A 24613-nucleotide genomic window follows, 5' to 3' on the forward strand; every position below is an offset into this window, starting at 1 on the left:
TACCCCCACAGACGCCTTCCTTACGCGATCCTTACGGAATCCCTACGCCCGGTCGGTGCACCCCTCACGGAATCCTCACGTCGATTCCCTCACATCGAGGATCCACAGCGATTTCCGATCACGAAGCCGTACCGTCGATGACATGACGACCCTTCAGGTCACCGAAGACTCCATCCGCAAGACACGCGAACTGCGTGACGAGTTCCAGCGGTTCCTGCGCGAGTACGAATTCGGGATGCGCGAGGTCGAGACGAAGATCTCGATCCTCCGCGACGAGTTCACGCACGACCACGCATACAACCCGATCGAGCACGTGAAAAGTCGGCTGAAGACGCCGGACAGCATCGTCGAGAAGATCGCCCGCAAGGGGATCGACGAGCCCGACTTCGACCGCATCCGTGCCGAGATCACCGACATCGCCGGTGTGCGCGTGACCTGCAGCTTCGTCGCAGACGTGTACCAGCTCTTCGACCTGTTGACGCAGCAGGACGACGTGACCGTCCGCGTCGTGAAGGACTACATCGCAGAGCCGAAGGACAACGGGTACAAGAGCCTGCACGCGATCATCGAGGTGCCGGTGTTCCTCTCCACCGGCCCGCTGTCGGTGCCGGTCGAGGTGCAGTTCCGCACCATCGCGATGGACTTCTGGGCCAGCCTCGAGCACAAGATCTACTACAAGTTCTCGAACCAGGTCCCCTCGCACCTCGTCGACAGCCTGACGGATGCCGCGGCGGCCGCCGCCGAACTCGACACCCGCATGGAGCGCCTGCACCGCGAGGCCCATGGCGTGCCGAGGAGGCAGCTCGCCCCGCCGCCGCCTCCTCGAATCGTCGGCGTCTGACGCCTCGCTCCGGGCGGTGATGTCCGCTCGGCGATCCAGCGCGATGTTGCGAGGCCGCCGCGGCCCTGGGAGCATCGGCAGGTGGTGAGAACGCAGGAAGCAGTGCCGGTTGAGGCCGACCGCGGCGTCGACGAACTCGCGGGTGTCGACCGTGGGCGGCAGATCTGCGAGTGCGATCACGGTGATGACGAGGGCTACCAGCCGTGCGGACGCACCGCGAAGTGGCGCGTGACGGTCGACTGCGTCTGCGGGGAAGGTCACCCGCGTCGGGTCGAGATCCTGTGCTCGCGGTGCATGCGTACGCTGCGTCAGATCCAGGGCCGCGAGGCCATCACCGCGCGTCGCCTCTGACCGAGGCTCGGCGACCCCCGGCAAGCTCGTCACATCCGTTTGGGCATCGTCTCCGAACAAGAGGCGAGCACACCGCACCGGTGTGGGAGGAGACGACCATGGCGCAGCGCAGCAGTGGCAAACGGTTCATCGCATGGGCAGCCCTCGCGGGCCTGATCGGCGGTGCCGTCTTCCTCGCCACCGCTGAGGTCTTCGCGCTGGTGTTCGCCCGCGCGGCCAGCCCCATCCTCGCCGTGGGCGGGTTCGTGATCGACATCGTGCCGCAGCCGTTCAAGGAGTTCGCGATCGCGACCTTCGGTGAGAACGACAAGGTCGCCCTGCTCGCGGGGCTCGGTCTGGCCGTGGTCATCGCCTCGGCGATCGCCGGCATCCTGCAGCTGGTGCGACCGCCGCTCGGCGTGATCGCGCTCGTCATCGCCGGTGCGCTCTCGACCGCGGCGATCGTGACCCGCGCCGGTGTGCAGCCGCTCGCCTTCGTGCCCCCGGTGCTCGGCACCATCGTCGGATCGTTCATCCTCGTGCTCCTCATCCGTCGCCTGCGCGCATGGCGCGGTTCGGTGCTCCCGGCCACGGCGTCGGGCGGCAAGACGGCGGATGCTCCGGCAACCCCGCCGATCACGAAGCCCACACCCACCGAGGCCGCGAAGGCCAAGGGAGCGAAGGCCACGACCGCGGACGGCACGCCTGCCCCGGCCGGCATCGACCGCCGCCGCTTCTTCGTGCTCACCGCGATCGCCGGAGCATCCGCTGTCATCGTCGGCGTCGCCTCTCGTGCCGTCAGCATGACCGTCTCCTCGGTCGAGTCGATCCGCGACGCCCTGAAGATCCCGTCTCCGCGCAGCACGGTCACGGTCCCCGAGGGTGCCGAGCTCGACATCCCGGGACTCAGCAAGCTCTTCACGCCGAACAAGGACTTCTATCGCGTCGACACCGCGCTGACCGTTCCGTCGATCGACCCCGAGACCTGGCGTCTCGTGATCGACGGCATGGTCGACCAGCGGGTCGAGATGAGCTTCCAGGACATCCTCGACATGGGGCTCGACGAGTATGCGATCACCCTGACCTGCGTCTCGAACGAGGTCGGCGGCGAGCTCGTCGGCAACGCGAAGTGGCTGGGTGTGCCGCTGCGAGACGTGCTGAAGAAGGCCGGCGTGAAGTCGGGCGCCGACATGGTGCTCTCGAAGAGTGTCGACGGATACACCGCGAGCACACCGCTCTCGGCGCTGACCGACGACAACCTCGACGCGATCCTCGCGGTCGCCATGAACGGCGAACCGCTGCCGCTCGAGCACGGCTTCCCGGTGCGCATGGTCGTGCCGGGACTCTACGGCTACGTGTCGGCGACGAAGTGGCTCACCGAGCTCAAGGTCACGACCTTCGCCGCCGACGAGGCGTACTGGACCCCCCGCGGGTACAGCGCCGAGGCGCCGATCAAGTTCTCCTCGCGCGTCGACACCCCGAAGATCGGCGAGGCCGTCGCTGCCGGGAAGATCCCGATCGCCGGCGTCGCATGGGCGCAGTCCGTCGGCATCCAGAGCGTCGAGGTGAGCATCGACAACGGCGACTGGGTGCCTGCGACGCTCTCGGCACCGATCAACGACGACACCTGGGTGCAGTGGTTCATGGAGTGGGATGCCACCCCCGGCACGCACTACGTGGCAGTGCGGGCGATCAACAAGAACGGCGACCTGCAGATCGAGGATCGTGCGCCGATCGCGCCGGACGGCTCGTCCGGATGGCAGCGTTCGCTGGTCCGCGTCAACTGAGCCGGTGCGGCGCCTGATCCCAGCCCATAGGGTGGAGCCATGACGTCGCTCCCCGCGTGTGTGATCACCGTCTCCGACCGGTCGTTCGCCGGTGAGCGCGAGGATCGCGGCGGACCGATCGCGGTGGGGCTGCTGCGGGATGCCGGGTGGCATTGCCCGGATGCCGAGATCATCCCCGATGGCGTGAGCTCCGTCTCCGACGCCCTGCGCCGCGCAGCGGCACGCGGCGTGCGGCTGATCCTGACGACCGGCGGCACCGGCGTCGGGCCGCGTGATCAGACCCCTGAGGGCACTCGTCCGGTGATCACCCGCGAGGTGCCGGGCATCGCCGAGGAACTCCGCCGCAGCGGACTCGCCGACACCCCGCTCTCGGTGCTGTCTCGCGGACTCGCCGGCATCATCGACCCCCAGGGCGCCCTCGTCGTGAACCTTCCTGGGTCGACGCGCGCCGTCGCATCCGGAGTTCCCATCGTGCTCGGCGTCGCCGCGCACATCATCGATCAGGTAGCGGGCGGAGACCACTCATGAACGACGTACGAATCGCCGCGATCAGCGAAGAGCACCTCGACCTCGACGTGCATCTGCAGGCCGTCGAAGACCCTCGGCTCGGCGCGGTCACGACCTTCGTCGGACGCGTGCGCGACAACGATCCGGATGCCGAGACGCCGGTGATCGGCCTCGAATACAGCGCGCACCCGGACGCCGCTGCGACGCTGCGGACGATCGCCGAGACGGCGGGCGCCGGTGCCGGTGCGCCCGCAGTGGTCGCAGTGAGTCACCGCGTCGGCAACCTGGCCGTGGGGGACGCGGCCGTGATCATCGCCGTCGCCTCCGAGCACCGCGCCGAGGCCTTCGAGGTCTGCCGCGCGGTCATCGAGACGATCAAGAGCGACCTGCCGGTGTGGAAGCGTCAGCTCGAATCCGACGGCTCGACGTCGTGGAAGGGCATCGGGGGCTGAGCAGCCTGCTGACCCGCCATCCGCAGGAGATCTCGCGACCTGCAGGACGACACGCCGCGGATCGATCCTGCACGCGGCGATCGGTCCTGCAGGTCGCGCGGGATCAGCCGCCGGCGAAGGGCGGCAGCACGTCGATGAGCTGCACGTCGTCGAGCGGACGGTCGGCATCGGTGCGGACGCCGTCGACCATCATGGCGCAGCGGGGCAGGATGTCGACGAGGGCCGGATGCTCCGCGATGATCGCCGCCCGCAGGTCGAGGAGCGTGCGCTCGCCGCGCTCCTCCGCATCGGTGCCCGCTGCGGCCGCCGCTGCGGCGAAGTAGCGCACCCGGATCATCGGGCGCTCTCGGGAGCGGTCTCGCCAGGGCGCACCCAGTCGCCGGAGCGTCCGCCCGACTTCGCGACGATCCGCACGTCTTCGATCACGACCGCACGGTCGATGCCCTTGATCATGTCGACGATCGCCAGCGCGGTCACCGACACGGCGGTGAGCGCCTCCATCTCGACGCCCGTGCGGTCGGCGGTGCCGACGGTCGCCTCGATGCGCACGCCGTCGTCGACGATGTCGAGCTCGACGCTCGCCCGGTGCACGCCGATCACGTGAGCAAGCGGCAGGAGCGACGGTGTCGCCTTGGCGGCCTGGATGCCGGCGATGCGGGCGACCGCGATCACGTCACCCTTCGGCGCGGTGCCGTCACGGAGCGCGGCGATCACGTCGGCGCTGCAGCGGACGAAGCCGCGGGCGGTCGCCGTGCGGACGGTCGGCTGCTTCGACGTCACGTCGACCATGTGTGCGTGGCCGGCGGCGTCGAGATGCGTGAAGCTCATCCCACCAGCATGACATCGATCTCGTCGCCCACGGCGACGGCCTCGACCTCGGCCGGCACGATCGCGAAGGCGTGCGCACGGGCGAGGCAGCCCGCCAGGTGCGAGCCCGACCCGCCGGCGGTCGCCGGGCGCACGGTGCGCGCCGCGAGGTCGACGATCGCGGGGAGGTACTGCCGACGGCCGGGGGGTGTGGTCCACGCGGCATCCGCGGTGAATGAGGCGATGGCTCGGTGGATGCCGGTGCGACCCTGCATCGCGAGCAGCGCCGGACGCACGAACACCTCGAACGAGACAGCGACGCTGACCGGGTTGCCCGGGAGGCCGAAGACGAGCGCGCCGGAGGCCAGCACGCCGAAGGCCTGCGGCTTGCCCGGCTGCATGGCGACACTGGAGAACTCGACCTCGCCGCCGCCGTCGAAGGCGCCGCGCACCGGCTCGTAGGCGCCGGCGCTGACGCCGCCCGTGAACACGATCACATCTGCGCCAAGGGCGACGGCCTCCGCGGTGACGATCCGCACGGCGTCCGCGTCGTCCGTGACCCGTGCGACCAGCACGACCTCTGCGTCGGCATCCGCCACCAGCTGCTCGAGCAGCGGCCCGTTCGAGTCGGGGATGCGGCCGCGCTCAGGCGACTCGCCGGGGGCGAGCAGCTCGCTGCCCGTCGACACCACGGCCACCCGAGGCGCACGCGTCACCGTGACCTCGGCGATGCCGGCCGCGACGGCCGCCGCGACCTGGAAGGCCCCGAGGCGTTCGCCCGCGAGCACGACCTCGTCTCCCGCATGCAGATCCGCGCCTCGGCGCCGCACGAAGACTCCGGGCTTGGCCGGCGCGCGCAGCACCCGCACCTCGCCGAGGGAATCGGCGAGCCCGCCGGCGGTGTCCTCGAAGGGCACGATCACGTCGGCATCCGTCGGGGTCGGTGAGCCGGTCATGATGCGCGCGGCCTCGCCCTGGCCGAGGGCCGGGTCGGTCGCGACACCGGCTGGGAGGTCGGCGACGACCCGCAGGGTGACCGGATGCTCTTCGGATGCCCCGGCGACATCCACTGCGCGCACCGCGAAGCCGTCCATCGCCGAGTTGTCGAAGAGGGGGATGTCGTGGGCGGCGGTCGCCGGATCGGCGAGGGTGCGTCCCGCAGCATCCCGGATCGCACGCGTCTCGGCCTCGAGCACCTGCACGGCCTCGAGCACGCGCACGAGCTGCTCCTCGACCGTCCTGCGGCCGCTCATGCGGACACCGCCGATGCCGACGCTGTGGCAGCCGACCGGATCGCGATCTCGTGCTGCCGGCCGGTGAGCGCGTCGATCATGGCCAGGCGGCCGAGCAGCGGTTCACCCGCTCCCGTGATGAGCTTGATCGCCTCGCCGGCAAGCATCCCGCCGACCTGTACGCACAGCGCCCCGAGCACGCCGACCTGCGCGCAGCTCGGCGGCTCGCCCTCGGTGCCGAGCGGGAAGAGATCGGTGAGCACCACGGGGTCTCCTTCGGTCGGGCGCGACCAGAACACCGTGGCCTGCGCGTGCCATTCCTGCACGGCGCCCCACACGAGCGGCAGCCCGAGCGATTCGGTCGCAGCGGCCACGTCGCGGCGGGTGGCGAAGGAGTCGCTCGTGTCGACCACGAGATCGGCGCCGGTGAACAGACGATCGGCGTTGCCGGCGTCGAGACGCTCGGCGATCCGGGTCACGGTGGTCTGCGGGGCGAGGGCCGTGATCGCGCGAGCCGCGGAGTCGGTCTTCGGAGTGCCGATGTCGTCGACGCGGTGCGCGAGCTGCCGCTGCAGGTTGGTGAGCTCCACGACGTCGTCATCGATCACGGTAATCGCGCCGACACCGGCAGCCGCGAGCGCGAGCAGTACGGGGGAGCCGACGCCGCCGGCGCCGACGACGGCGACGTGTGCGGCGCTCAGGCGGCGCTGGCCCTCCTCGCCGATGCCGGTGAGCACGGCGTGACGAGCGGTGCGGACGAGTTCGGTCGGCTCCAGAGCCGGCGCCGGATCGACGAGAGGTTGCATGGCTTCAGCGTATGCCCGCGGCATCCTCGTCCGCCCGGTCGCGGCCGGCCTCGGCATCCGTACCGACCGGTTGCGCCACCTGCATCCGACCGGGTGTCGCAGATGGCCGCTTCGTCTCGTCGGATGCGACCGGTTGCGTCACCTGCATCCGACCGGGTGTCGCAGATGGCCGCTTCCTCGTGCGAGATGCGGCACTGTGCGCCACCTGCTGTCCAGTGATCAGGGGGAGCTGGGATCAGCCCGCGGCATCCAGCGGCGATCCGAGTTCGGACGGGTGCGTGAGCCGCCACCACTCGGAGGGGTGGTCGATGCTCCCCTCGATCTTCACGGGAGCGGTGACGGTGTTCGGCCCGGCTGTCCAGGTGACGCTGCCCACGACCGTGCCGTCCTGGTAGGTCGGCGGGGTCGCGATGTCCATGCTCAGGGTGATCGGAGTGTCCGACCAGGTGAAGATCGACGCGGTCTGTCCGATCACGAGGCGGGCGCTCGAGCCCCAGGGCGTCGAGATCGTGCCGACCTCCTGGCCGGATGTCGCGACGGAGACCTGGTGGAATCCGCTGCGGATGCTGTCCAACGCGCCGATCACGCTGGCGTTGACCGAGTCGCGCGAAGCGCCTCCGAGCAGCACGCCGGTCACCGCGAGCGGCTCGGCGGCGCCGACATCGAGGGTCGCGGTGTACAGCAGGCTGACCGTGCCCTCGCCCAGCGTGCCGGTCTTCATCCCCGTGATCCCGGCGGTGCCGAGGAGGCCGTTGGTGTTGTTCAGCTGGCCGGCCCCCGGGAGCGAGATCGACGGGGTCGCGACGATCTGCGCGATCGCCGGATTCGCGGCGGCGAGCTTTCCGATCGCCAGGAGGTCGGCTGCGGTGCTCGTGTTGCGAGGGCTGATGCCGGTGGGCTCGGTGATCGTGGTGCCGGTGAGTCCGTGCGCGGCGAGCCAGTCGCGGGTCGCACCGAGGAAGGCGCTCTGGGATCCGAAGATCCGTGACGACAGTGCCTCCGCGTAGTTGCTCGCCGAGGGGATCAGCATGGCGGCCAGGGCATCACGCAGCGACATCGAGGTGCCGGTGGGCATAGGGGCGATGGTCGCGCCCTGCACGTAGTACCTGTCGTAGAGGTCGTGGTCGGCTTTCGTGAAGGTGATCGTCGGGCCTGGATCGTCGGCGGAGGCGAGCGGCGCCCTGTCGAGGATGACGAGCGCCGTGATGAGCTTGCTGATACTCGCGATGGGGAGGGGGTCGCCAGTGCCGCTCGACGACCACACCCCACTCGCTCCCTCGCCCAGATACGCGTCTGCGCCCGCGACGCTGATCGCCGAGGCTCCCGACAGAGGCGTCGCGATGACAGCCGGATCGACGGCCGGGGCCTGCGGGGCCTGGGTGGTCACCGCTGGCTGATCGACCGGCGCCGTGAGCGCCCACCCGATGTACCCGCCCGCCGCGGCCAGCAGCAGCACGACGCAGATCGCGGTGATGATGAGGCCCCGGCGTCGGCGTCTGCGGCGCACCTCAGGGGCGATCCGATCGCGAGCGCGCGTGAACTCCTGCTCATGCGTCAGCAGCTCAGCGAACTCGGACAGCTCGTCCGTCGATTCATCCGGTCTCGCCATCGAGGTCCCCCCACGGTCGCGTCTGGTGTGAGTCACACCGTATCCCGCGCGGAGGTCCGCGGGGAGGATGACCCTGTTCGCGACGCAGTTGCGGCGGATTCCTTCGCAGGGATCCGCATCTGCGGTAGTCTCGGCGCTATGCAGACCTATCGGATCGCCCGCGCCGCAGCGCTGCTCGGGGTGAGCGACGACACCGTGCGCCGCTGGATCGACCAGGGACACCTGCCGGTGACGGATGCCGTGCCGGCGGAGATCCCCGGCGATGCGCTCGCCGCCCGCGCGATCGCGCTCGCCGCAGAGGCGAAGGCCGCGGACGACATCCTCTCCAGCGCCCGCAACCGGTTCGTCGGGATCGTGACCAGGGTGCAGATCGACGGGCTGATGGCGCAGGTCGATCTGCAGGCGGGTCCGCACCGCGTCGTCTCGCTGATGTCGGCCGAGGCCGCTCGCGAGCTGCACCTCGAGGTGGGCTCACTCGCCACCGCATCCGTCAAGGCGACCCAGGTCGTCGTCGAAGTCCCGAAGGGCTGACCATGCACCGCACGATCCGCCGATCCGCCACCGCGCTCCTCGCCGTCGCCGTCCTCGCCCTCACCGGGTGCGCCGGCGCGACGGAATCCGCACCATCGCCTTCCGCGACCTCGACCGCCGCGGAGAGCACCCTGACCGGCGAGCTCACGGTCTACGCGGCTGCCTCGCTGTCCGGCGCCTTCGACGAGATCGGCGCGGCGTTCACCGACGAGAACCCGGACGTGCAGTTCAGCGGCGTCTACGACGGCTCCTCGACGCTCGTCACGCAGATCCTCGAGGGTGCTCCCGCCGACGTGTTCGCCTCCGCCGACGAGGCGAACATGGAGAAGGTGACGGATGCCGCGATCGACCCCGAGCTCTTCGCCTCGAACACGCTCGTGATCGCGGTCCCGGCAGGCAACCCGGGCAACGTGGAGACGCTCGCGGATCTGGCCGACGTCACCACCGTGCTGTGCGCCCCCGAGGTGCCGTGCGGCGCGGCATCCGCGAAGCTCCTCGATGCTGCCGGCGTCACCGTCGAACCGGCCAGTCTCGAACAGAACGTGACCGCGGTGCTGACGAAGGTCGCCGCAGGCGAAGCGGATGCCGGACTCGTCTACGCCACCGACGTGATCGGTCGAGACGACATCGAGGTGATCGTGCCGGAGCACGCCGACGAGGTCGTGAACCACTACCCGATCGCAGCGCTCACGGATGCCCGGAATCCGGATGCCGCCGCGGCTTTCGTCGAGTTCGTGCGCTCGGACGCCGGTCAGAGCATCCTGGCGGACTTCGGATTCGGGAAGCCGTGAGCACCGGCGGGCGCGGCTACGCTCCGCGCGCGCTCGCGATCCCGGCCGCGATCGGACTCGCCTTCCTGATCCTGCCGCTCACCGCGCTCGTCGCGCGCGTGCAGTGGTCGACGTTCCTCGCCGACGTGACGAGCGAGGCCGCGCTCTCCGCGCTCGCGCTGTCGCTCGGCACCGGCCTCATCGCGACGCTGTTGTGCATCGTGGTCGGTGTGCCGCTGGCCCTGTACATCGCGCGGTCGGGGCCGAGGCTCGCGGCGGTGCTGCGTGCGGCGGTCACCGTGCCGCTCGTGCTGCCCCCGATGGTCGGCGGCGTCGCCCTGCTCTACCTGTTCGGCCGTGCAGGCTGGTTCGGCGGACTCGGGCTGTCGTTCAGCACCCCGGCGGTCGTGCTCGCGCAGACGTTCGTCGCGCTGCCGTTCCTCGTGCTCGCGGTCGAGGGGGCCGTGCGAACCTCGGGCGTCGACTACGAACGCACGGCCGCAGCGCTCGGCGCAGGACGCTGGACGATCCTCCGCCGCATCACGCTGCCCCTCGCGGCTCCCGGCATCGTCGCAGGGGTCGTGCTGTGCTTCGCGCGGGCGATCGGCGAGTTCGGCGCCACGGCGCTCTTCGCCGGCAATCGACCCGGCGTCACCCAGACCATGCCGCTCGCGATCTACACGGCGTTCAATGGGGCAGGCGTCACCCAGGGCGCCGCCGTCGCCCTCGCGCTCCTCCTGCTCGCCACCGCGATCGCAGTGCTGCTGCTCGTGCGCGGCTGGCGGCCGGGAGCCGCACGATGAGCGGCGGGCTGCACGCGCACGTCGTGGTGGAGCGCGAGCACTTCGCGGTCGACGTGACCGTCGAGGTCGCGCCAGGTGAGACCGTGGCCGTGATGGGCCCGAGCGGCGCAGGCAAGTCGACGCTGCTGCAGGCGCTGGCAGGGCTCGAACCGCTGACCGCCGGCGAGATCACGATCGACGGGCGGGTCGTCGATCGGGCCATCGCACCGCGGGTGCAGACGCCGCCGATGGGCCGAGGCATCGTGCTGCTCGGACAGGACGCCAGGCTCTTCCCACATCTGTCCGTGCGCGAGAACGTCGCCTTCGGCCCCCGTGCCGCCGGCGTCGACGCCAGGGCGGCGCGCGACGCGGCAGACGAATGGCTCGCCCGTGTCGGTCTGCCGGGGTCGGGGGATCGGATGCCGCGCGAGCTCTCCGGTGGAGAGGGACAGCGCGTCGCGATCGCTCGTGCGCTCGCCGCATCACCCCGTGCGGTGCTGCTCGACGAGCCGCTCGTGGCGCTCGACCCGGCGACGGCGGGCGAGATCCGGCGGATGCTCCGCGACCAGCTCGCCGGCACGACCACAGGGGTGCCCGTCACGACGATCGCCGTCACGCACGACGCGGCGGATGCCGTCGCCCTCGCCGGGCGGCTGCTGATCGTTGAGTCGGGTCGCGTCACGCAGCGCGGACCCGTGCGCGAGGTGCTGGCGGCACCGGCATCCGCATTCGTCGCCTCGATCGCCGGCGTCAACCGGGTCGTCGGGGTCGCCGACACCGGGGCGTTGCGGAACGGCGAGGTTCGGCTGCAGAGCTCGGATGCCGCATCCCGCGCGCTCGCTGCAGTCGACGGTGGTGCGCTCGCGGCGGTGTTCGGCCCGGCAGACGTGCGCATCGTGTCGGCTGACTCCGCGGACGCCTGGCGCACTCGGGTCACCCGGCTCGAGGCCACGCTTGCCGGCATCCGCGTGCACACCGAGCTCTGCCAGGTCGACGTCTCGCTGACGGATGCCGCCGTGATCGCCCCGGGCGACGAGGTGCACCTGCGCGTCGACCCCGCCGGTGTGCGGTTCGTGCCGGTGGGTGGTTAGTCGGGCTGCGGGCTGTGCGCGGGGAGGTGTGGTTGGGCTGCCTTCTGGATCGACAAGGTATCCGACCCGCTGACCCCACGTCTGCATGGTGACCGGATGCAGTCGCGGGTGCGGTGGTGCGGTGGTGCTGTGGTGCTGTGGTGCTGTGGTGCCCGGGCAGGTGTCGCAGATGGCCGCATCCTGCATTCTGAGGCGGCCATCTGCGGCACCTGCCTCAAGGGATGGGACGCAACTGGCCGCTTCGCACGGGGCGATGCGGCCGCCTGCGACACCTGGGCCTGGGACCTAGGGGCCTGGGGCCTGGGGGCATGGGAGCCTGAGTCTGGGCTGGAGCCGGGGGGAGGGAGCTTGGTGCTTGGGGCCCGGTGCCCGGGGGAGGGGTCGCAGATGGCCGCATCCTGCATTCTGAGGCGCCCATCTGCGGCACCTGCCTCAGGGGAGGGGGCGTAGCTGGCCGCTTCGCGCGGGGCGACGCGGCCATCTGTGACACCTGGGGTCCGGGTCTGGGACCTAGGGACCTGGGGTCTGGGGCTTGGGATGCTGTCGCGTGGCCGCGGGGTCGAACCTGGGCCACGGGCGCTCAGGCGCGGTCGTGCAGCGTCACGTGATAGCCGTCGGGGTCGGCGAAGGTGAAGGTGCGGCCGAACGGGCCGTCGATCGGAGCCGTCACGATGGTGCGGCCGTCGGCGACCAGCGCGTCGTGGATCTCCTGCGCATCGGTGGCGTGCAGCCAGATCGCGGCGCCGATGCCGGGGCGCTCGACGGACGCGAGGTCGGTGCCCGGCACGATGTCGCGCAGTGCGAAGGCGATGGGTTCGGTCTGGAAGACGACGGCGTGCGGCGGTCCGGCCGGCGAGCGGACGAGGCCCAGGTACTGCTCGTAGAACGCCTGGGATGCATCGAGATCGCTGACCTGGAGCGAGATGAAATCGGGACCGGTGACGGGCATGGTGTGACTCCTGTTCTTGTGTCAGTTTTCTGACATGCATCAATCTATGTCAGAATACTGACATGAGTCAAGATGGAGATCGCATCGACCTCGAGACCTCGCTCGGCTACCTCCTGAAGGAGGCATCGAGCGCGCTTCGCTCCGCCATGGAAGATGTGCTGCGCCCGCTCGGGATGACCGTGACGCACTACTCCTGCCTCGAACTGCTGGCACAGCGACCGGGTCTGTCGAACTCCGAGCTCGCTCGCGGCACATTCGTGACCCGGCAGTCGATGAACGTGCTGCTGCAGGCGCTGGAGCGCGACGGCTCGGTGACGCGTCCCGCCGAAGCGGCGATCGGGAAGGTGCTGCCGGCCCGACTCACGCCACTCGGCCGAACGCGTCGCGAGCAGGCGAGCGCTGCGGTCCGCTCTGTCGAGGTGCGGATGCTGGCCGGGATGACCGACGAGGAGCAGGCGGGTGCGCTGAAGATCCTGCGCAGCATGATCCACTCCCTGCGGGACAGCCCCGCGGCGTAGTCGGATGCGCCGGACGCGTCCGCCGGACGCTGGCAATATGCCGGTCGTCGCGGCCTGGCGACCCCTGCCGTCGACCCGCGGGTTAGTCTCGGAAGATGACGGGCAGCGAGGGGACGCCATGACGGCCGTACCGGTCGTGATCGGCATGCGCGCCGCACACGCAGCACCGCCGCCCGCCGATGCCAGCGCCCTGGTCGACACGCACGGCCGCGTCCACCGCGACCTGCGCATCTCGCTCACCGACCGCTGCTCGCTGCGCTGCACGTACTGCATGCCCGAGCAGGGCAACGAATGGCTCGCTCGCACGAGCATCCTGTCGACCGACGAGATCGTCGAGATCGCCCAGGTGGCCGCATCCCTCGGCATCCGCACCTTCCGCCTGACCGGCGGGGAACCGCTGCTGCGCGCCGACATCATCGACGTCGTGCGCCGCGTCTCGCAGATCGAGGGAGCCGACGGGCCCGTCGAGGTCGCGATGACCACGAACGGCATCACGCTCGCGAAGAAGCTGCCGGAGCTGATCGACGCGGGGCTCACCCGCCTGAACATCAGCATCGACACGGTCAACCGCCAGCGCTTCGCGGATCTCACCAGGCGCGACCGGCTCGACGACGTGCTCGAAGGGATCGCTGCGGCCGCGGCATCCGAACTCCGACCGCTCAAGCTCAACGCGGTCGCCATGCGCGGAGTGAACGACGATGAGCTCGTCGACCTCGTGGCGTTCGCGATGGACGTGGGTGCGCAGTTGCGCTTCATCGAGCAGATGCCCCTCGACGCCGGGCACACCTGGGACCGCTCGACGATGGTCACGCGCGAAGAGATCCTCGCATCGCTCGGCGAGCGCTGGGACCTCGAGCCGGTGCCAGGACGCGGCGGTGCGCCGGCCGAGAAGTGGCGCATCGACGGCGGCCCGCATGAGGTCGGCGTGATCGCCTCGGTGACCGCGCCGTTCTGCGGGGCGTGCGACCGCCTGCGGCTGACCGCCGACGGACAGCTGCGCAACTGCCTGTTCTCGAACGCCGAGTATGACCTCATCGACGTGCTGCGCGGCGAGGGGGCGACGCCCGGCGGGCGCTCCGACGGGATCGCCGACATGCTGCGGTCCTGCGTGCACGGCAAGCTGCCCGGGCACGCGATCAACGACCCATCGTTCCTGCAGCCGGCCCGCGGGATGAACGCGATCGGCGGCTGACCGCCCCGCGTGCGTTCGGCCGCGTCTCGCTCGCCGGTCGTTCACAATTCAGCAAGAACGGTCGATGCGGGGCCGCTGGCGCGCAGTCCAGCCCAGAACTGTGCCGTTCTTGCTGAATTGTGAACGCGGGTGCCGGTGTGGGTTGGCCGGGTTCAGCCCAGGAATTCCCTCGCTGCCGTCGACAGCGCGGTGACCCCGACCTCGATCGTCGGGTGGATCTCGGGCGCGAAGAACGGCGAGTGGTTCGTCGGGATGTCCTTGTCGAGCGTCCCGGCGGCCATCGACTCGGCGAACGTGGTCGGGTCGACGCCTCCCCAGAACCAGAACACCAGGGGAGCCCCGGTGTCGCGGGCGAACCACGAGACATCCTCGCTGCCCGTGAACATACCCGGATCGATGACCGCGGCCTCGCCGAGCACACGCTGCAGTGCCGCGGTCACGCGGGCCGTGGCCTCGTCGTCATTGATGGTCGGCGGCAGCGTGTGGTCGGTACGGATCTCCGGCTCGCGCTCCGCCCCGGATGCTGCGGCCTCGGCCCTGACGATGCGCTCGACGCTCGCGAGCACCTTGGCCCTGCCTTCGTCGTTCGGGTAGCGCAGGCTGAGCTCGAGCTTCGCCTCGGCCGGGATGATGTTGTTCTTGAGGCCTGCGTGGATCGATCCGACGGTCACGACGGCGACGTCGCGCGGGTCGACCTCGCGCGAGGCGATCGTCTGCAGGCGCATCACGGTCGCCGCGGCCATCACGATCGGGTCGATCGTGGAGTGCGGGCGCGAACCGTGGCCGCCGCGGCCATGCAGCGTGACCGTGAGTCCGTCCGATGCCGCCATCTGGGTGCCTGGCCGCACGCCGATCGTGCCGGCGGGGAGCGGTGTGACGTGCTGGCCGAGCACGATGTCGGGGTGCGGCACGAGGTCGCGCAGACCGTCGTCGAGCATCGCCCGGGATCCGGCGCCGTACTCCTCAGCCGGCTGGATCAGCACGACCAGTGTGCCCGACCAGTCGGCGCGCTCGGCGACGAGCTTCTCGACGGCGCCGATCATGGCGGTCACGTGCATGTCGTGACCGCACGCGTGCATCACGGGGACGGTGGTGCCGGCCGGGTCGATGCCGGTGGCGGTGCTCGCGTACGACAGGCCGGTCTGCTCGCCCACGGGGAGCGCGTCCATGTCGGCCCGAACCCAGACCACGGGTCCCTCGCCGTTGACGAGTGTGCCGACGACTCCGGTCACGCCGACGCCTTCATGCACCTCGAGTCCGAGGTCCCGCAGGTGCGCGGCGGCGATGCCGGCGGTGCGGGTCTCCTGGAAGGACAGCTCCGGGTGCTGGTGCAGGTCGATGTAGAGCGCTTCGAGATCGATCGTCATGCCCCGAGCCTATCCGCGCCCGTTGCGGATGCGGAGGGATGCGTTGTGCCGACCATTCCCCTTGTGTGCGACCCGGCCCCCTTGTGTCGGCAGATACAGGGGTGGCTCGCACGAAAGGGGAACGCTCGGCGGATCTGGGCGAGGGTCAGGAGGGGTGGGCGTAGGTCGCGAGGGGCGGACCGGGATGCAGCACGGCGTTCACGATCGCCTGGATCGCGAACTCGCTCGCGGTACCGAGTTCGACGATCTCCGGATGCAGCAGCCACTGCAGCTGCAGACCGTCCATGACGGCGAGGATGCTGGCCGCGGCATCCGCGATCGTGTCGGGCGCCGTCACGCCCTCCTGCGCGCAGAGTGCGTGGAAGGCGGCGGTCACCTCGCGGCGGAGCGTCATGTAGCGGTCTTCGAAATACTCGCGGCCAGGGTGGTCGTCGGTGACGGACTCGGAGGACAGCACGGTGTACGCCTGCACGATGCCCGGCCGCAGCACATTGGCGAAAGCGGTGCGCACGAGGTGCAGGAACAGCTGCGGGCCGTCGGGGATGTGCTTCTCCGCGAGGTCCTCGACGTCGGCCTGGTCGCGATAGGCGAGCACCTCGAGCAGCAGCTTCTGCTTCGAACCGAAGTGGTGCAGCACCCCGGCGTGCGTGATGCCGACCTGCTCGGCGACGTCGGCGAGGGTGCCGTTGGTCGACCCCTTGTTGCCGAAGATCTCCACCGCGGCCTTCAGGATCTGCTCCCGCTTCGCGCGGGTCGCCGGGCGCACACGAGTGGTCTCGGTGTCTTCGCTCATCGTGGCCCTCCCTTCGGTCGTCGCTGTGCGCTTGCCATCCTACTTACCAGTCGGTAACCTCACGTAAGCTTACTTTCTCGACAGTAAGCAAATCACGCAGTCCCGGATCCTCGTCCGGTGGCGACGCAGCACAATGACCCGTGCCCAAGGAGAAGCAATGAAGCTCAGAACATCTCTGATCGCCGCCACGGCGATCACCGCCCTCGGCGTCTCGGCCCTCGCCGGTTGCTCTGCCGGCGGATCGAATGAGACCGGCGGCGATGCTGCGGCCCTCACGATCGCGAAGCCGGACGGCGCGATCACGACCGAGTCGAACAATCCGTTCGTCGGCGACTCGGCAGCGTCGAAGTACGGCTACGGCAAGGTGATCTTCGAGTCGCTCGGCCTCGTCAACCAGACCGGTGACCGCGGTGTGACGCCGTGGCTCGCCGAGAGCATCGAGTGGAACGACGACTACACCGCACTCACGGTGACCCCGCGCAAGGACGTCACTTGGAGCGACGGCGAGCCGTTCACCGCCGACGACATCGTCTACACCTACGAGCTCGTCTCCACCCCCGCACTCGACACCGCCGGCCTCAAGTTCGAGGGCGCAGAGGTCGACGGCGACGCCGTGACGCTGAAGTTCGGCGAATCGAAGTACGTCAACCAGGCGCGCGTGCTGCACGTTCCGATCGTGCCGAAGCACATCTGGGAGAACCTCGACGAGCCGGCCACGAACCCGGTCAAGGGTGACGACCTCGTCGGCACCGGCCCCTACGCGCTCTCGAACTGGTCGACCGAGTCGGTCACGCTCGAGGCCCGCGACGACTATTGGGGCGGCGACCTCGCCGTGCCGGAGCTGCACTACGTCTCCTACGGCGACAACACCGCGCTGACCACCGCGCTCGCGCAGGGCGAGGCCGATTGGGCGCAGGCGTTCATCCCGCAGATCCAGGAGCAGTTCCTCGACGCCGATCCGGAGCACAACAAGTTCTGGGCGGCTCCGACCACCGGCTCGGCGACCCTGTTCATGAACCTGCAGGAGAAGCCCTTCGACGACCCGGCCTTCCGTCAGGCGCTCGCCTGGGTGATCGACCGCGACGCCTACGTCGACATCGCCCGCGAGGGCGCCAGCGAGCCGGTGTGGTCGGTGACCGGGCTCTCCTCGATCCTCGAGGACGAGATCCAGCCCGAGTTCAAGGACGAGAACTACTCGGTCGACGCCGAGAAGGCCCGCGACCTGCTGACCACCGCCGGCTACACCTGGAAGGACGACGCGCTCGTCGACCCCGACGGCACGCCCGTGTCGTTCACGCTCTCGGTGCCCTCCGGCTGGAGCGACTGGAACACCGCGCAGGAGCTCATCGCGGAAGACGTGAACGAGGCCATCGGCGCCGAGGTCAAGATCGACATGCCCGACTGGGGCGGCTGGCAGGGTCCTCGCGACGAGGGCACGTTCTCGGCCATCATCCACTGGCTCGAGGACAGCGGCACGGCCTACGGTCTCTACACGTCGACCATGGACCCGCGCTGGATCTCGCCAGAGGGCATCGCCGGCTTCAACTTCGGACGTTTCGAGGACCCGGCGGCCACCGAGGCGCTGAACGCCTATGCGAACGCCTCGTCCGACGAAGCGCGCACCGCATCGCTCGACACCCTGCAGAAGATCTTCGTCGACCAGGTGCCCGCGATCCCGCTCGGCGCGCACCCGCTGCTGGGCGAGTTCAACACGCGGAATTACGTGGGATGGCCGTCGGAGGAAGACCCGTACGCATCGGCTGACCCGACGCAGCAGAACATCGTGCAGATCCTCACGAAGCTGCAGCCGGCCGAGTGACACTTCGACAGGCTCAGTGACCCACTCCCTGAGCCTGTCGAAGGGCCAGACCGCGATCGATGAAGGACACCCCATGCCAGATCCCCTGCTCACCGTGCGCGACTTCTCCGTCGTGTACGACGTCGATCCGCCGGTCGAGGCGGTGAAGCACGTGACCATCGAGCTGCAACGAGGCGAGATCCTCGGTCTCGCCGGAGAGAGCGGATGCGGCAAGACGACGCTCGCCTACGGGGTGCAGCGCCTGCTGCGCGCTCCCGCCGTGATCACCGGGGGAGACGTCACCTTCCACGATGCATCCGGCGTGGACGTCGACATCAACGCGCTCGACGTCGACGCGATGCAGCGCTTCCGCTGGGACAAGGTCTCGATGGTGTTCCAGGGTGCGATGAACGCTCTGAACCCCGTCGCCACGATCGGCTCGCAGCTGGAGGACGTGTTCGAGATCCACCGTCCGCAGATGAACCGCAGGCAGCGGCGGGCCGAGGCGGAGGAGCTGCTCGAGATCGTCAAGGTCGGCCGCCAGCGCGCCCGGTCGTTCCCGCACGAGCTGTCCGGCGGCATGCGCCAGCGCGTGATGATCGCGATGGCGCTCGCGCTGCGCCCCCAGCTCATGGTGATGGATGAGCCGACCACCGCGCTCGACGTGCTGGTGCAGCGGGAGATCCTCACGCAGATCTCGCAGCTGCGGCACGAGTTCGGCTTCTCCGTCATCTTCATCACCCACGACCTCCCGCTGCTGCTGGAGATCAGCGACCGGATCGCGATCATGCGCGAGGGCGAGATCGTCGAGCTCGCGACCGCCGAGCAGATCTGGACCAACCCGCAGCAGGAGTACACCAAGACGCTGCTGTCGTCGTTCCCCCGACTGACCGGTGCCAGAGGAGTGCTGACGCGATGACCACCCTCGAATTCAGGAACGTCAGCAAGACGTACACCGTGCGCGGCGCCGGGCAGCTCAAGGCGCTCGACGACGTCAGCTTCACGCTGCACTCCGGCCAGACGATCGGCCTGGTCGGGCAGTCCGGCAGCGGCAAGTCGACGATCGCGAAGATCCTCACCCAGCTCGAGACCCCGACCAGCGGTCAGGTGCTGCTCGACGGCGCGCGGATCCCCCGCCGGGGCAAGGGGCTGCGGAAGTACCGGCAGCAGCTGCGCATGGTCTTCCAGGATCCGTTCGCCTCGCTGAACCCGTACCACTCCATCCGGTATCACCTGGAGCGGCCGATCCGCCTCGACGACGTCGTTCCCAAGAACGAGACCGAGGACGAGGTTCGGCGGCTGCTCGATCGCGTGCGACTCGATGCGGATGCCGTGATCGACCGCCGTCCGCACGAGCTCTCCGGCGGTCAGCGGCAGCGCGTCGCGATCGCCCGCGCACTGGCATCCCGCCCGTCGCTCCTCGTGGCCGACGAGCCGGTCTCGATGCTCGACGTCTCGATCCGCCTCGGCGTGCTGAACCTGCTCGCAGACCTGCAGCGCGAAGAAGGTCTGGGTGTGCTGTACATCACCCACGACCTCGCCACCGCCCGCCACTTCAGCGACGAGATCATGGTGCTCAACCAGGGCCGCGTCGTCGAATACGGGCCAGCCGACGACGTCATCCTCACCCCGCAGGACCCCTACACGCGCGAGCTGCGCGCGGCATCCCCCGATCCGGAGAAGCACTTCGCTGCCTCGTCCGGCTCGACCTCGAACGGAGGTGCACTGTGAGCACCGCATTCCCCCAGCTCGACGACGACGACCTCGTGCAGCGCGACGCGCTCGAGGTCGGCACGACCGCGACCACCGCCGAACGAGGGCGCCGCCGCGTGCCCTGGCGCTTCTTCGCCGGACGCGCCGGCTTCTACCTGTTCACGCTGTGGGCGGCCATCACGATCAACTTCTTCCTGCCTCGCTTCATGAAGGGCGATGCGGTCAGCTCATACCTGGCCCGCAACCGGAACGTCAGCCCGGAGGCGGCCGAGTCGCTGCGCATCCTGCTCGGCGTCGACACCGACAAGTCGGTCTGGCAGCAGTACATCGACTACTGGGCGATGCTGTTCCGCGGCGACCTCGGCATCTCGACCCTGCACGGCCTCCGGCCCGTCGTCGAAGTGCTCTCCGCCGCCCTGCCGTGGACGCTCGGCCTGGTCGGCATCGCCACGATCATCTCGTTCCTGATCGGCACGGTCGGTGGTGCGATCGTCGGCTGGCGCCGTGGCAGCAAGCTCGACGCACTCATCCCGATCACCACCTTCTTCAACACGATCCCCTACTTCTGGCTCGGCCTGATCGCGATCGCGATCTTCTCGTCGACCCTGAAATGGTTCCCCTCCTCGCACGCCTACGACAAGGGGCAGTCGCCGGAGTGGAGCTTCGACTTCATCGGTCAGGTGATCATGCACGGCACGCTGCCGGCGCTGACGATCATCATCGCCTCGCTGGGCGGCTGGATGCTCGGCATGCGCAACATGATGCTGACGGTGCTCGACGAGGACTACATCACGGTCGCGCAGGCGAAGGGGATGCCGAACAAGCGCGTGCTCTGGGCCTACGCCGCCCGCAACGCGGTGCTGCCGCAGATCCAGAGCTTCGCGCTCTCGATCGGCTTCATCGTCGGCGGCACCATCGTCATGGAGATGGTGTTCAGCTACCCCGGCGTCGGCAAGCTGCTGCTCGACGCCACCAACGCCAAGGACTACGCGCTCATGCAGGGCGTCTTCCTCGTGATCACGCTCTCGGTGCTCGTGGCCAACATCCTCGCGGATGTCGTCTACGCCTACCTCGACCCGCGCACGCGCCAGACGGAGGCCTGAGATGACCGTTCCCACCACCACCGGCAGCGCCGCCCCCGACGGGTCGCCCGTCGCCTCGGGGATGCCGGAGACCGCCACGTTGCGCACAGCGGCATCCACCCCGCCGGAGCGGAAGACGTTCTGGACGCAGCTCGTGCAGGCGTTCGCGATGTTCCGCAACCCGAAATCGATCGCCGGGCTCATCATCCTCGGGGCATTCGTGCTCGTCGCGATCCTGGCGCCGTGGCTCTCGCCGTACGCGCCGACGCAGAAGGACCGCAGCGCATTGCGGCAGCCGCCGTCGTTCGAGCACTGGCTCGGCACCACCCACATGGGCGAGGACGTGCTGAGTCAGCTCATCTACGGCACCCAGGGCGTGATCGTCGTCGGGTTCCTGTCCGCGCTGATCGCCACGGTCATCGCGATCACGGTGGGAGTCATCTCCGGGTACGTGCGCGGGTGGAAGAGCGAGTCGCTCTCGGCGCTGACCAACGTGTTCCTGGTGATCCCCGGCATCCCGCTGATCATCATCGTCGCCTCGCAGTTCGAGAACCCGCCGCTGATCGTGATCGCCGCGGTGCTCGGACTCACCGGGTGGGCCTGGGGCGCACGCGTGCTGCGCGCCCAGACGATGTCGCTGCGCAACCGCGACTTCATCCAGGCGGCACGGGCGAACGGCGAGCCGCTGCGCCGCATCATCACGGTCGAGATGCTGCCGAACCTGATGGCGCTGATCGCCTCGAGCTTCGTCGGCACGGTGACCGCCGCCGTGCTCGGTCTGACCACGCTCGCCTTCATCGGCGTGATCCCGGTGAGTAACCTGAACTGGGGCACGATCCTCTTCTGGGCGCAGCAGAACGGCGCCTTCCCGCGACTGTGGTGGTGGTACGTGCCGGCAGGGCTGTGCATCGCGATCATCGGTGTCGCGCTCTCGCTCATCAACTTCGGGATCGACGAGTACGTCAACCCGCGGCTGCGATCCGCCGGTGAGCGGGCGAGGGCCATGAAGAAGAAGGGACTGAATGTGAACGACGCCGTGACCGCCGTGCGGACGGTCCCGCTGCCCTCCACGAGCGTGCCGCCGAAGAGCGACCCGCCCATGCACACCCAGACGACGCACGCCTCTCCGACACAGAACGCCGAGTGATGACCTCTCAGACCCTGACCACGGTCCTTCCCTACCAGGACCCCGCCCTCTCGATCCCGGAGCGCGTCGCCGACCTCCTCGGCCGCATGACGGTCGAGGAGAAGGTCGGGCAGATGCTGCAGCTCGACGCTCGCGACGACCTCGACGACCACATCGCCCGTCGTCACGCCGGGTCGATCCTGCACACCTCGCCGGAGCGCATCCTGCGCGCGAACGAGCTCACGGCGCAGACGCGCCTGCGCATCCCGCTGCTGGTCGCCGAGGACTGCATCCACGGACACTCGTTCTGGCCGGGCGCCACGATCTACCCGACCCAGCTCGGCATGGCCGCATCGTGGGATGCCGAGCTCGTCGAGCGCGTCGCCAGGGCGACCGCCGAAGAGGTCGCCGTCACCGGCATCCACTGGACGTTCTCTCCGGTGCTCTGCATCGCGCGCGATCTGCGCTGGGGTCGCATCGACGAGACGTTCGGCGAGGACCCGTTCCTGATCGGCGAGATGGCGTCGGCGATGGTGCGCGGCTACCAGGGCAACGGCCTCGACGACCCGACCGCGATCCTGGCGACCGCCAAGCACTTCGCGGGGTACTCCGAGACGCAGGGCGGGCGTGATGCGAGCGAGGCCGACATCTCGCGCCGCAAGCTGCGCTCCTGGTTCCTGCCGCCGTTCGAGCGCGTCGCCCGCGAGGGATGCCGCACGTTCATGCTCGGCTACCAGACCACCGACGGCGTGCCGATCACGACGAACGACTGGCTGCTCAGCGACGTGCTGCGCGGCGAGTGGGGCTACACCGGCACCCTCATCACCGACTGGGACAACGTCGGACGCATGGTGTGGGAGCAGCGGATCCAGCCCGACATCACCCACGCCGCCACGGCTGCCGTGCGGGCGGGCAACGACATGATCATGACCACGCCCTCATTCTTCGAGGGTGCGCTCGACGCGGTCTCGAAGGGGCTGCTCGCGGCGGACGCGTTCGATGCGGCCGCCGCCCGCATCCTGACGCTGAAGTTCGAGCTGGGACTGTTCGAGAACCCGCGCCTGCCAGGGACGGAACTGGATGCCGTGGTCGGCAGCGCCGCGCACGCGGAACTCAACCTCGACATCGCTCGGCGCTCGCTCGTGCTGCTCGAGAACGACGGCACCCTGCCGCTCGACGCGACGTCGCCGTTGTCGGTCGCCGTCGTCGGGCCGCTCGCTGATGACGGGCAGACCCAGCTCGGCGACTGGGCCGGCGGATCCGGACAGGCGGGATGGCTCGACGGACAGCCTCGCGAGATGATCACGACCGTGCTCGACGGCCTGCAGGAGATCGACGGCTGGTCGATCGCGCACGCTCGCGGCGCCGACATCCTGACGCTCGAAGCCGACCCGCGGGGCGCGCTGTTCCCCGACGGGCAGCCGCGCCCGCCGGTCGTGCAGCCGTGCGCGCCGGACGAGGCGCTGATCGCCGAGGCCGTCGCGGCGGCTGAGGACGCCGATGTCGTGGTGGCCGTGGTCGGCGACCGCATCGAACTCGTCGGCGAGGGCCGCTCGACCGCGACCCTCGAGCTGATCGGCGGGCAGATCGCCCTGCTCGACGCCATGATCGCGACCGGGAAGCCCGTGGTCGTGGTGCTGCTCGCGTCGAAGCCGCTCGTGCTGCCGGCATCCGTCTCGCGGGCGGCGGCCGTCATCTGGGCGGCGAACCCCGGCATGCAGGGCGGCCGCGCACTCGCCGAGATCATCTCGGGTGCCGTCGAGCCCTCCGGCCGTCTGCCGATCTCGTTCGCCCGCCACGTGGGGCAGCAGCCGACGTACTACAACCAGATCCGCGGACAGCACGGCGACCGGTATGCGGACCTCACGCAGTCACCCGCCTGGGCGTTCGGCGAGGGGCGCTCGTACACGACGGTCGAGTACTCGGACCTCTCGGTGGAGCGGGTGGCGCTGAGCCGTGACGACGTGGTCGTCGGACACGTGACCGTGACGAACACCGGCGACCGCCCGGCTCGTGAGACCGTGCAGGTGTACGTGCGGGATGCCGTGACGAGCGTCAGCTGGACCGACCGTGAGCTCAAGGCGTACCGCCAGGTCGACGTCGAGCCCGGGGCATCCGTGCGCGTGCGCGTCGAGGTGCCCGTGGCCGACTGCTCGATCGTGGATGCTGCGGGCGACCGCATCGTCGAGTCCGGCTCGTTCGAGCTGCTGGTGGGCCCGTCGTCGCGCGAGCAGTCGCTGCTCGCAGCATCCTTCGACGTAGCCTGACGTCTCCCCCCTCCCTCCCCTCCCTCCCCCCTTTCTCCTCCTCTCCTCCTTTCTTCCTTTTCTTTCCTCTCTTTCTTCTCTTTTTTCCTTCCTTCTCCTCCCCCTTCCCTCCTCTCCTTTCTTCTTTCTCTTCTCCCCCTCTCCTCTCCCCCTCTCCCTTCCTCTCTCTCTTCTTCCTTCTTCTTCTTTCCCCCCCCCCCCTCCCTCCTCCTCCCCCCTCTCTCCCCCTCCTCCCCCCTCCTCTCCCCTCCCTCCCCCCCCTC

General features: G+C 69.5%; 26 protein-coding genes. 17 read left to right on the forward strand and 9 right to left on the reverse strand.

The features are described from left to right. Positions 1 to 142 precede the first annotated feature (142 nt). From RS83_RS02905 to RS83_RS02925, 5 genes are all read left to right on the forward strand, one after another. Positions 143 to 841 carry a GTP pyrophosphokinase gene (locus RS83_RS02905; RefSeq protein WP_045278009.1) on the forward strand — a complete coding sequence of 233 codons (699 nt, stop codon included), beginning with the start codon at positions 143 to 145 and terminating at the stop codon, positions 839 to 841. 81 nt (positions 842 to 922) lie between these two features. After that, positions 923 to 1192: a hypothetical protein gene (locus RS83_RS02910; protein WP_156153091.1), complete on the forward strand. Its 270-nt coding sequence runs from the start codon at positions 923 to 925 to the stop codon at positions 1190 to 1192. Positions 1193 to 1290: 98 nt separating this feature from the next. After that, positions 1291 to 2958 (forward strand): molybdopterin-dependent oxidoreductase, encoded by a 1668-nt coding sequence (locus RS83_RS02915; protein WP_045278011.1) that lies wholly within the window; start codon positions 1291 to 1293, stop codon positions 2956 to 2958. Between the two features lie 39 nt (positions 2959 to 2997). Next, positions 2998 to 3486 carry a MogA/MoaB family molybdenum cofactor biosynthesis protein gene (locus RS83_RS02920; protein WP_045278012.1) on the forward strand — a complete coding sequence of 163 codons (489 nt, stop codon included), beginning with the start codon at positions 2998 to 3000 and terminating at the stop codon, positions 3484 to 3486. Then, positions 3483 to 3917, forward strand: coding sequence for a molybdenum cofactor biosynthesis protein MoaE (locus RS83_RS02925; RefSeq protein ID WP_045278013.1), 435 nt, complete (start codon positions 3483 to 3485; stop codon positions 3915 to 3917). Before RS83_RS02920 ends, RS83_RS02925 begins: the two co-directional genes overlap by 4 nt. 103 nt (positions 3918 to 4020) lie before the next feature. On the opposite strand, the gene RS83_RS02930 is transcribed toward RS83_RS02925, so the two are convergent. The 6 genes from RS83_RS02930 to RS83_RS02950 all read right to left on the reverse strand — a co-directional run bounded on the left by RS83_RS02930 (position 4021) and on the right by RS83_RS02950 (position 8371). Continuing rightward, positions 4021 to 4254 (reverse strand): MoaD/ThiS family protein, encoded by a 234-nt coding sequence (locus tag RS83_RS02930; protein ID WP_045278014.1) that lies wholly within the window; start codon positions 4252 to 4254, stop codon positions 4021 to 4023. Beyond that, positions 4251 to 4745 (reverse strand): cyclic pyranopterin monophosphate synthase MoaC, encoded by a 495-nt coding sequence (gene moaC, locus RS83_RS02935; RefSeq protein ID WP_045278015.1) that lies wholly within the window; start codon positions 4743 to 4745, stop codon positions 4251 to 4253. The genes RS83_RS02930 and moaC overlap by 4 nt, the downstream gene beginning before the upstream one ends. Then, a complete protein-coding gene (gene glp, locus RS83_RS02940) occupies positions 4742 to 5977 on the reverse strand; it encodes a gephyrin-like molybdotransferase Glp (protein ID WP_045278016.1) in 1236 nt (411 codons plus the stop codon). The genes moaC and glp overlap by 4 nt, the downstream gene beginning before the upstream one ends. Further along, a complete protein-coding gene (locus RS83_RS02945; RefSeq protein WP_045278017.1) occupies positions 5974 to 6762 on the reverse strand; it encodes a HesA/MoeB/ThiF family protein in 789 nt (262 codons plus the stop codon). Before RS83_RS02945 ends, glp begins: the two co-directional genes overlap by 4 nt. A 4-nt stretch (positions 6763 to 6766) precedes the next feature. After that, positions 6767 to 6904: a hypothetical protein gene (locus RS83_RS18650; RefSeq protein ID WP_156153092.1), complete on the reverse strand. Its 138-nt coding sequence runs from the start codon at positions 6902 to 6904 to the stop codon at positions 6767 to 6769. A gap of 93 nt (positions 6905 to 6997) precedes the next feature. Beyond that, entirely contained in the window at positions 6998 to 8371 is a 1374-nt protein-coding gene (locus RS83_RS02950) for a serine hydrolase (RefSeq protein ID WP_045278018.1), read from the reverse strand. 138 nt (positions 8372 to 8509) lie between these two features. Between RS83_RS02950 and RS83_RS02955 the strand changes: the two genes are divergently transcribed. From RS83_RS02955 to RS83_RS02970, 4 genes are read left to right on the forward strand one after another with little or no spacing between them, the layout of a single operon-like run. Continuing rightward, the gene (locus RS83_RS02955) at positions 8510 to 8902 is read left to right on the forward strand and encodes a TOBE domain-containing protein (RefSeq protein ID WP_045278019.1); all 393 of its coding nucleotides are present in this window, start codon (positions 8510 to 8512) and stop codon (positions 8900 to 8902) included. Between the two features lie 2 nt (positions 8903 to 8904). Continuing rightward, on the forward strand, positions 8905 to 9693 hold the full coding sequence (gene modA, locus RS83_RS02960; protein ID WP_045278020.1) for a molybdate ABC transporter substrate-binding protein: 789 nt from the start codon (positions 8905 to 8907) through the stop codon (positions 9691 to 9693). After that, positions 9690 to 10475, forward strand: coding sequence for a molybdate ABC transporter permease subunit (modB, locus tag RS83_RS02965; protein ID WP_045278021.1), 786 nt, complete (start codon positions 9690 to 9692; stop codon positions 10473 to 10475). The genes modA and modB overlap by 4 nt, the downstream gene beginning before the upstream one ends. Next, positions 10472 to 11545, forward strand: a complete 1074-nt coding sequence (locus tag RS83_RS02970) for an ABC transporter ATP-binding protein (RefSeq protein WP_052678773.1) — start codon at positions 10472 to 10474, stop codon at positions 11543 to 11545. Before modB ends, RS83_RS02970 begins: the two co-directional genes overlap by 4 nt. 580 nt (positions 11546 to 12125) lie before the next feature. On the opposite strand, the gene RS83_RS02975 is transcribed toward RS83_RS02970, so the two are convergent. Beyond that, positions 12126 to 12494: a VOC family protein gene (locus RS83_RS02975; protein ID WP_045278022.1), complete on the reverse strand. Its 369-nt coding sequence runs from the start codon at positions 12492 to 12494 to the stop codon at positions 12126 to 12128. A 62-nt stretch (positions 12495 to 12556) separates the two neighbouring features. Between RS83_RS02975 and RS83_RS02980 the strand changes: the two genes are divergently transcribed. Both RS83_RS02980 and moaA read left to right on the forward strand, forming a co-directional pair. Beyond that, positions 12557 to 13012: a MarR family winged helix-turn-helix transcriptional regulator gene (locus tag RS83_RS02980; RefSeq protein WP_045278023.1), complete on the forward strand. Its 456-nt coding sequence runs from the start codon at positions 12557 to 12559 to the stop codon at positions 13010 to 13012. Between the two features lie 118 nt (positions 13013 to 13130). After that, positions 13131 to 14204: a GTP 3',8-cyclase MoaA gene (gene moaA, locus RS83_RS02985; protein WP_045278024.1), complete on the forward strand. Its 1074-nt coding sequence runs from the start codon at positions 13131 to 13133 to the stop codon at positions 14202 to 14204. 152 nt (positions 14205 to 14356) lie between these two features. Here the strand turns inward: moaA and RS83_RS02990 are convergent, their stop codons facing one another. Further along, positions 14357 to 15571 (reverse strand): amidohydrolase, encoded by a 1215-nt coding sequence (locus RS83_RS02990; RefSeq protein ID WP_045278025.1) that lies wholly within the window; start codon positions 15569 to 15571, stop codon positions 14357 to 14359. 145 nt (positions 15572 to 15716) lie between these two features. Further along, positions 15717 to 16364: a TetR/AcrR family transcriptional regulator gene (locus RS83_RS02995; RefSeq protein ID WP_045278026.1), complete on the reverse strand. Its 648-nt coding sequence runs from the start codon at positions 16362 to 16364 to the stop codon at positions 15717 to 15719. A 157-nt stretch (positions 16365 to 16521) separates the two neighbouring features. Between RS83_RS02995 and RS83_RS03000 the strand changes: the two genes are divergently transcribed. The 6 genes from RS83_RS03000 to RS83_RS03025 all read left to right on the forward strand — a co-directional run bounded on the left by RS83_RS03000 (position 16522) and on the right by RS83_RS03025 (position 24350). Then, positions 16522 to 18183: an ABC transporter substrate-binding protein gene (locus RS83_RS03000; protein ID WP_045278027.1), complete on the forward strand. Its 1662-nt coding sequence runs from the start codon at positions 16522 to 16524 to the stop codon at positions 18181 to 18183. A gap of 73 nt (positions 18184 to 18256) precedes the next feature. Further along, complete coding sequence (locus RS83_RS03005; RefSeq protein WP_045278028.1) at positions 18257 to 19081, forward strand: ABC transporter ATP-binding protein; 825 nt, start codon at positions 18257 to 18259, stop codon at positions 19079 to 19081. Next, positions 19078 to 19893: an ABC transporter ATP-binding protein gene (locus RS83_RS03010; protein WP_045278029.1), complete on the forward strand. Its 816-nt coding sequence runs from the start codon at positions 19078 to 19080 to the stop codon at positions 19891 to 19893. Before RS83_RS03005 ends, RS83_RS03010 begins: the two co-directional genes overlap by 4 nt. Further along, positions 19890 to 20978 carry an ABC transporter permease gene (locus RS83_RS03015; protein ID WP_045278030.1) on the forward strand — a complete coding sequence of 363 codons (1089 nt, stop codon included), beginning with the start codon at positions 19890 to 19892 and terminating at the stop codon, positions 20976 to 20978. The genes RS83_RS03010 and RS83_RS03015 overlap by 4 nt, the downstream gene beginning before the upstream one ends. 1 nt (position 20979) lies before the next feature. Beyond that, complete coding sequence (locus RS83_RS03020; protein ID WP_082071488.1) at positions 20980 to 22104, forward strand: ABC transporter permease; 1125 nt, start codon at positions 20980 to 20982, stop codon at positions 22102 to 22104. Beyond that, positions 22104 to 24350, forward strand: a complete 2247-nt coding sequence (locus tag RS83_RS03025; protein ID WP_156153093.1) for a glycoside hydrolase family 3 N-terminal domain-containing protein — start codon at positions 22104 to 22106, stop codon at positions 24348 to 24350. The genes RS83_RS03020 and RS83_RS03025 overlap by 1 nt, the downstream gene beginning before the upstream one ends. The last annotated feature ends 263 nt before the right edge of the window (positions 24351 to 24613 follow it).

The organism is Microbacterium oxydans (genome assembly GCF_000956525.1).
GTDB lineage: Bacteria > Actinomycetota > Actinomycetes > Actinomycetales > Microbacteriaceae > Microbacterium > Microbacterium oxydans_A.

Bases quoted from the DNA above. Each gene is read 5' to 3' on its own strand.
- RS83_RS02905 (WP_045278009.1), top strand. From the start codon at position 143: ATGACGACCCTTCAGGTCACCGAAGACTCCATCCGCAAGACACGCGAA.
- RS83_RS02950 (WP_045278018.1), bottom strand. From the start codon at position 8,371: ATGGCGAGACCGGATGAATCGACGGACGAGCTGTCCGAGTTCGCTGAG.
- RS83_RS02930 (WP_045278014.1), bottom strand. From the start codon at position 4,254: ATGATCCGGGTGCGCTACTTCGCCGCAGCGGCGGCCGCAGCGGGCACC.
- RS83_RS02945 (WP_045278017.1), bottom strand. From the start codon at position 6,762: ATGCAACCTCTCGTCGATCCGGCGCCGGCTCTGGAGCCGACCGAACTC.
- moaC (WP_045278015.1), bottom strand. From the start codon at position 4,745: ATGAGCTTCACGCATCTCGACGCCGCCGGCCACGCACACATGGTCGAC.
- glp (WP_045278016.1), bottom strand. From the start codon at position 5,977: ATGAGCGGCCGCAGGACGGTCGAGGAGCAGCTCGTGCGCGTGCTCGAG.
- RS83_RS03005 (WP_045278028.1), top strand. From the start codon at position 18,257: ATGCCAGATCCCCTGCTCACCGTGCGCGACTTCTCCGTCGTGTACGAC.
- RS83_RS03010 (WP_045278029.1), top strand. From the start codon at position 19,078: ATGACCACCCTCGAATTCAGGAACGTCAGCAAGACGTACACCGTGCGC.
- RS83_RS02970 (WP_052678773.1), top strand. From the start codon at position 10,472: ATGAGCGGCGGGCTGCACGCGCACGTCGTGGTGGAGCGCGAGCACTTC.
- RS83_RS02975 (WP_045278022.1), bottom strand. From the start codon at position 12,494: ATGCCCGTCACCGGTCCCGATTTCATCTCGCTCCAGGTCAGCGATCTC.
- RS83_RS03025 (WP_156153093.1), top strand. From the start codon at position 22,104: ATGACCTCTCAGACCCTGACCACGGTCCTTCCCTACCAGGACCCCGCC.
- RS83_RS02925 (WP_045278013.1), top strand. From the start codon at position 3,483: ATGAACGACGTACGAATCGCCGCGATCAGCGAAGAGCACCTCGACCTC.
- RS83_RS02990 (WP_045278025.1), bottom strand. From the start codon at position 15,571: ATGACGATCGATCTCGAAGCGCTCTACATCGACCTGCACCAGCACCCG.
- moaA (WP_045278024.1), top strand. From the start codon at position 13,131: ATGACGGCCGTACCGGTCGTGATCGGCATGCGCGCCGCACACGCAGCA.
- RS83_RS02955 (WP_045278019.1), top strand. From the start codon at position 8,510: ATGCAGACCTATCGGATCGCCCGCGCCGCAGCGCTGCTCGGGGTGAGC.
- RS83_RS02915 (WP_045278011.1), top strand. From the start codon at position 1,291: ATGGCGCAGCGCAGCAGTGGCAAACGGTTCATCGCATGGGCAGCCCTC.
- modA (WP_045278020.1), top strand. From the start codon at position 8,905: ATGCACCGCACGATCCGCCGATCCGCCACCGCGCTCCTCGCCGTCGCC.
- RS83_RS03000 (WP_045278027.1), top strand. From the start codon at position 16,522: ATGAAGCTCAGAACATCTCTGATCGCCGCCACGGCGATCACCGCCCTC.
- RS83_RS02995 (WP_045278026.1), bottom strand. From the start codon at position 16,364: ATGAGCGAAGACACCGAGACCACTCGTGTGCGCCCGGCGACCCGCGCG.
- RS83_RS03020 (WP_082071488.1), top strand. From the start codon at position 20,980: ATGACCGTTCCCACCACCACCGGCAGCGCCGCCCCCGACGGGTCGCCC.
- RS83_RS02920 (WP_045278012.1), top strand. From the start codon at position 2,998: ATGACGTCGCTCCCCGCGTGTGTGATCACCGTCTCCGACCGGTCGTTC.
- RS83_RS02980 (WP_045278023.1), top strand. From the start codon at position 12,557: ATGAGTCAAGATGGAGATCGCATCGACCTCGAGACCTCGCTCGGCTAC.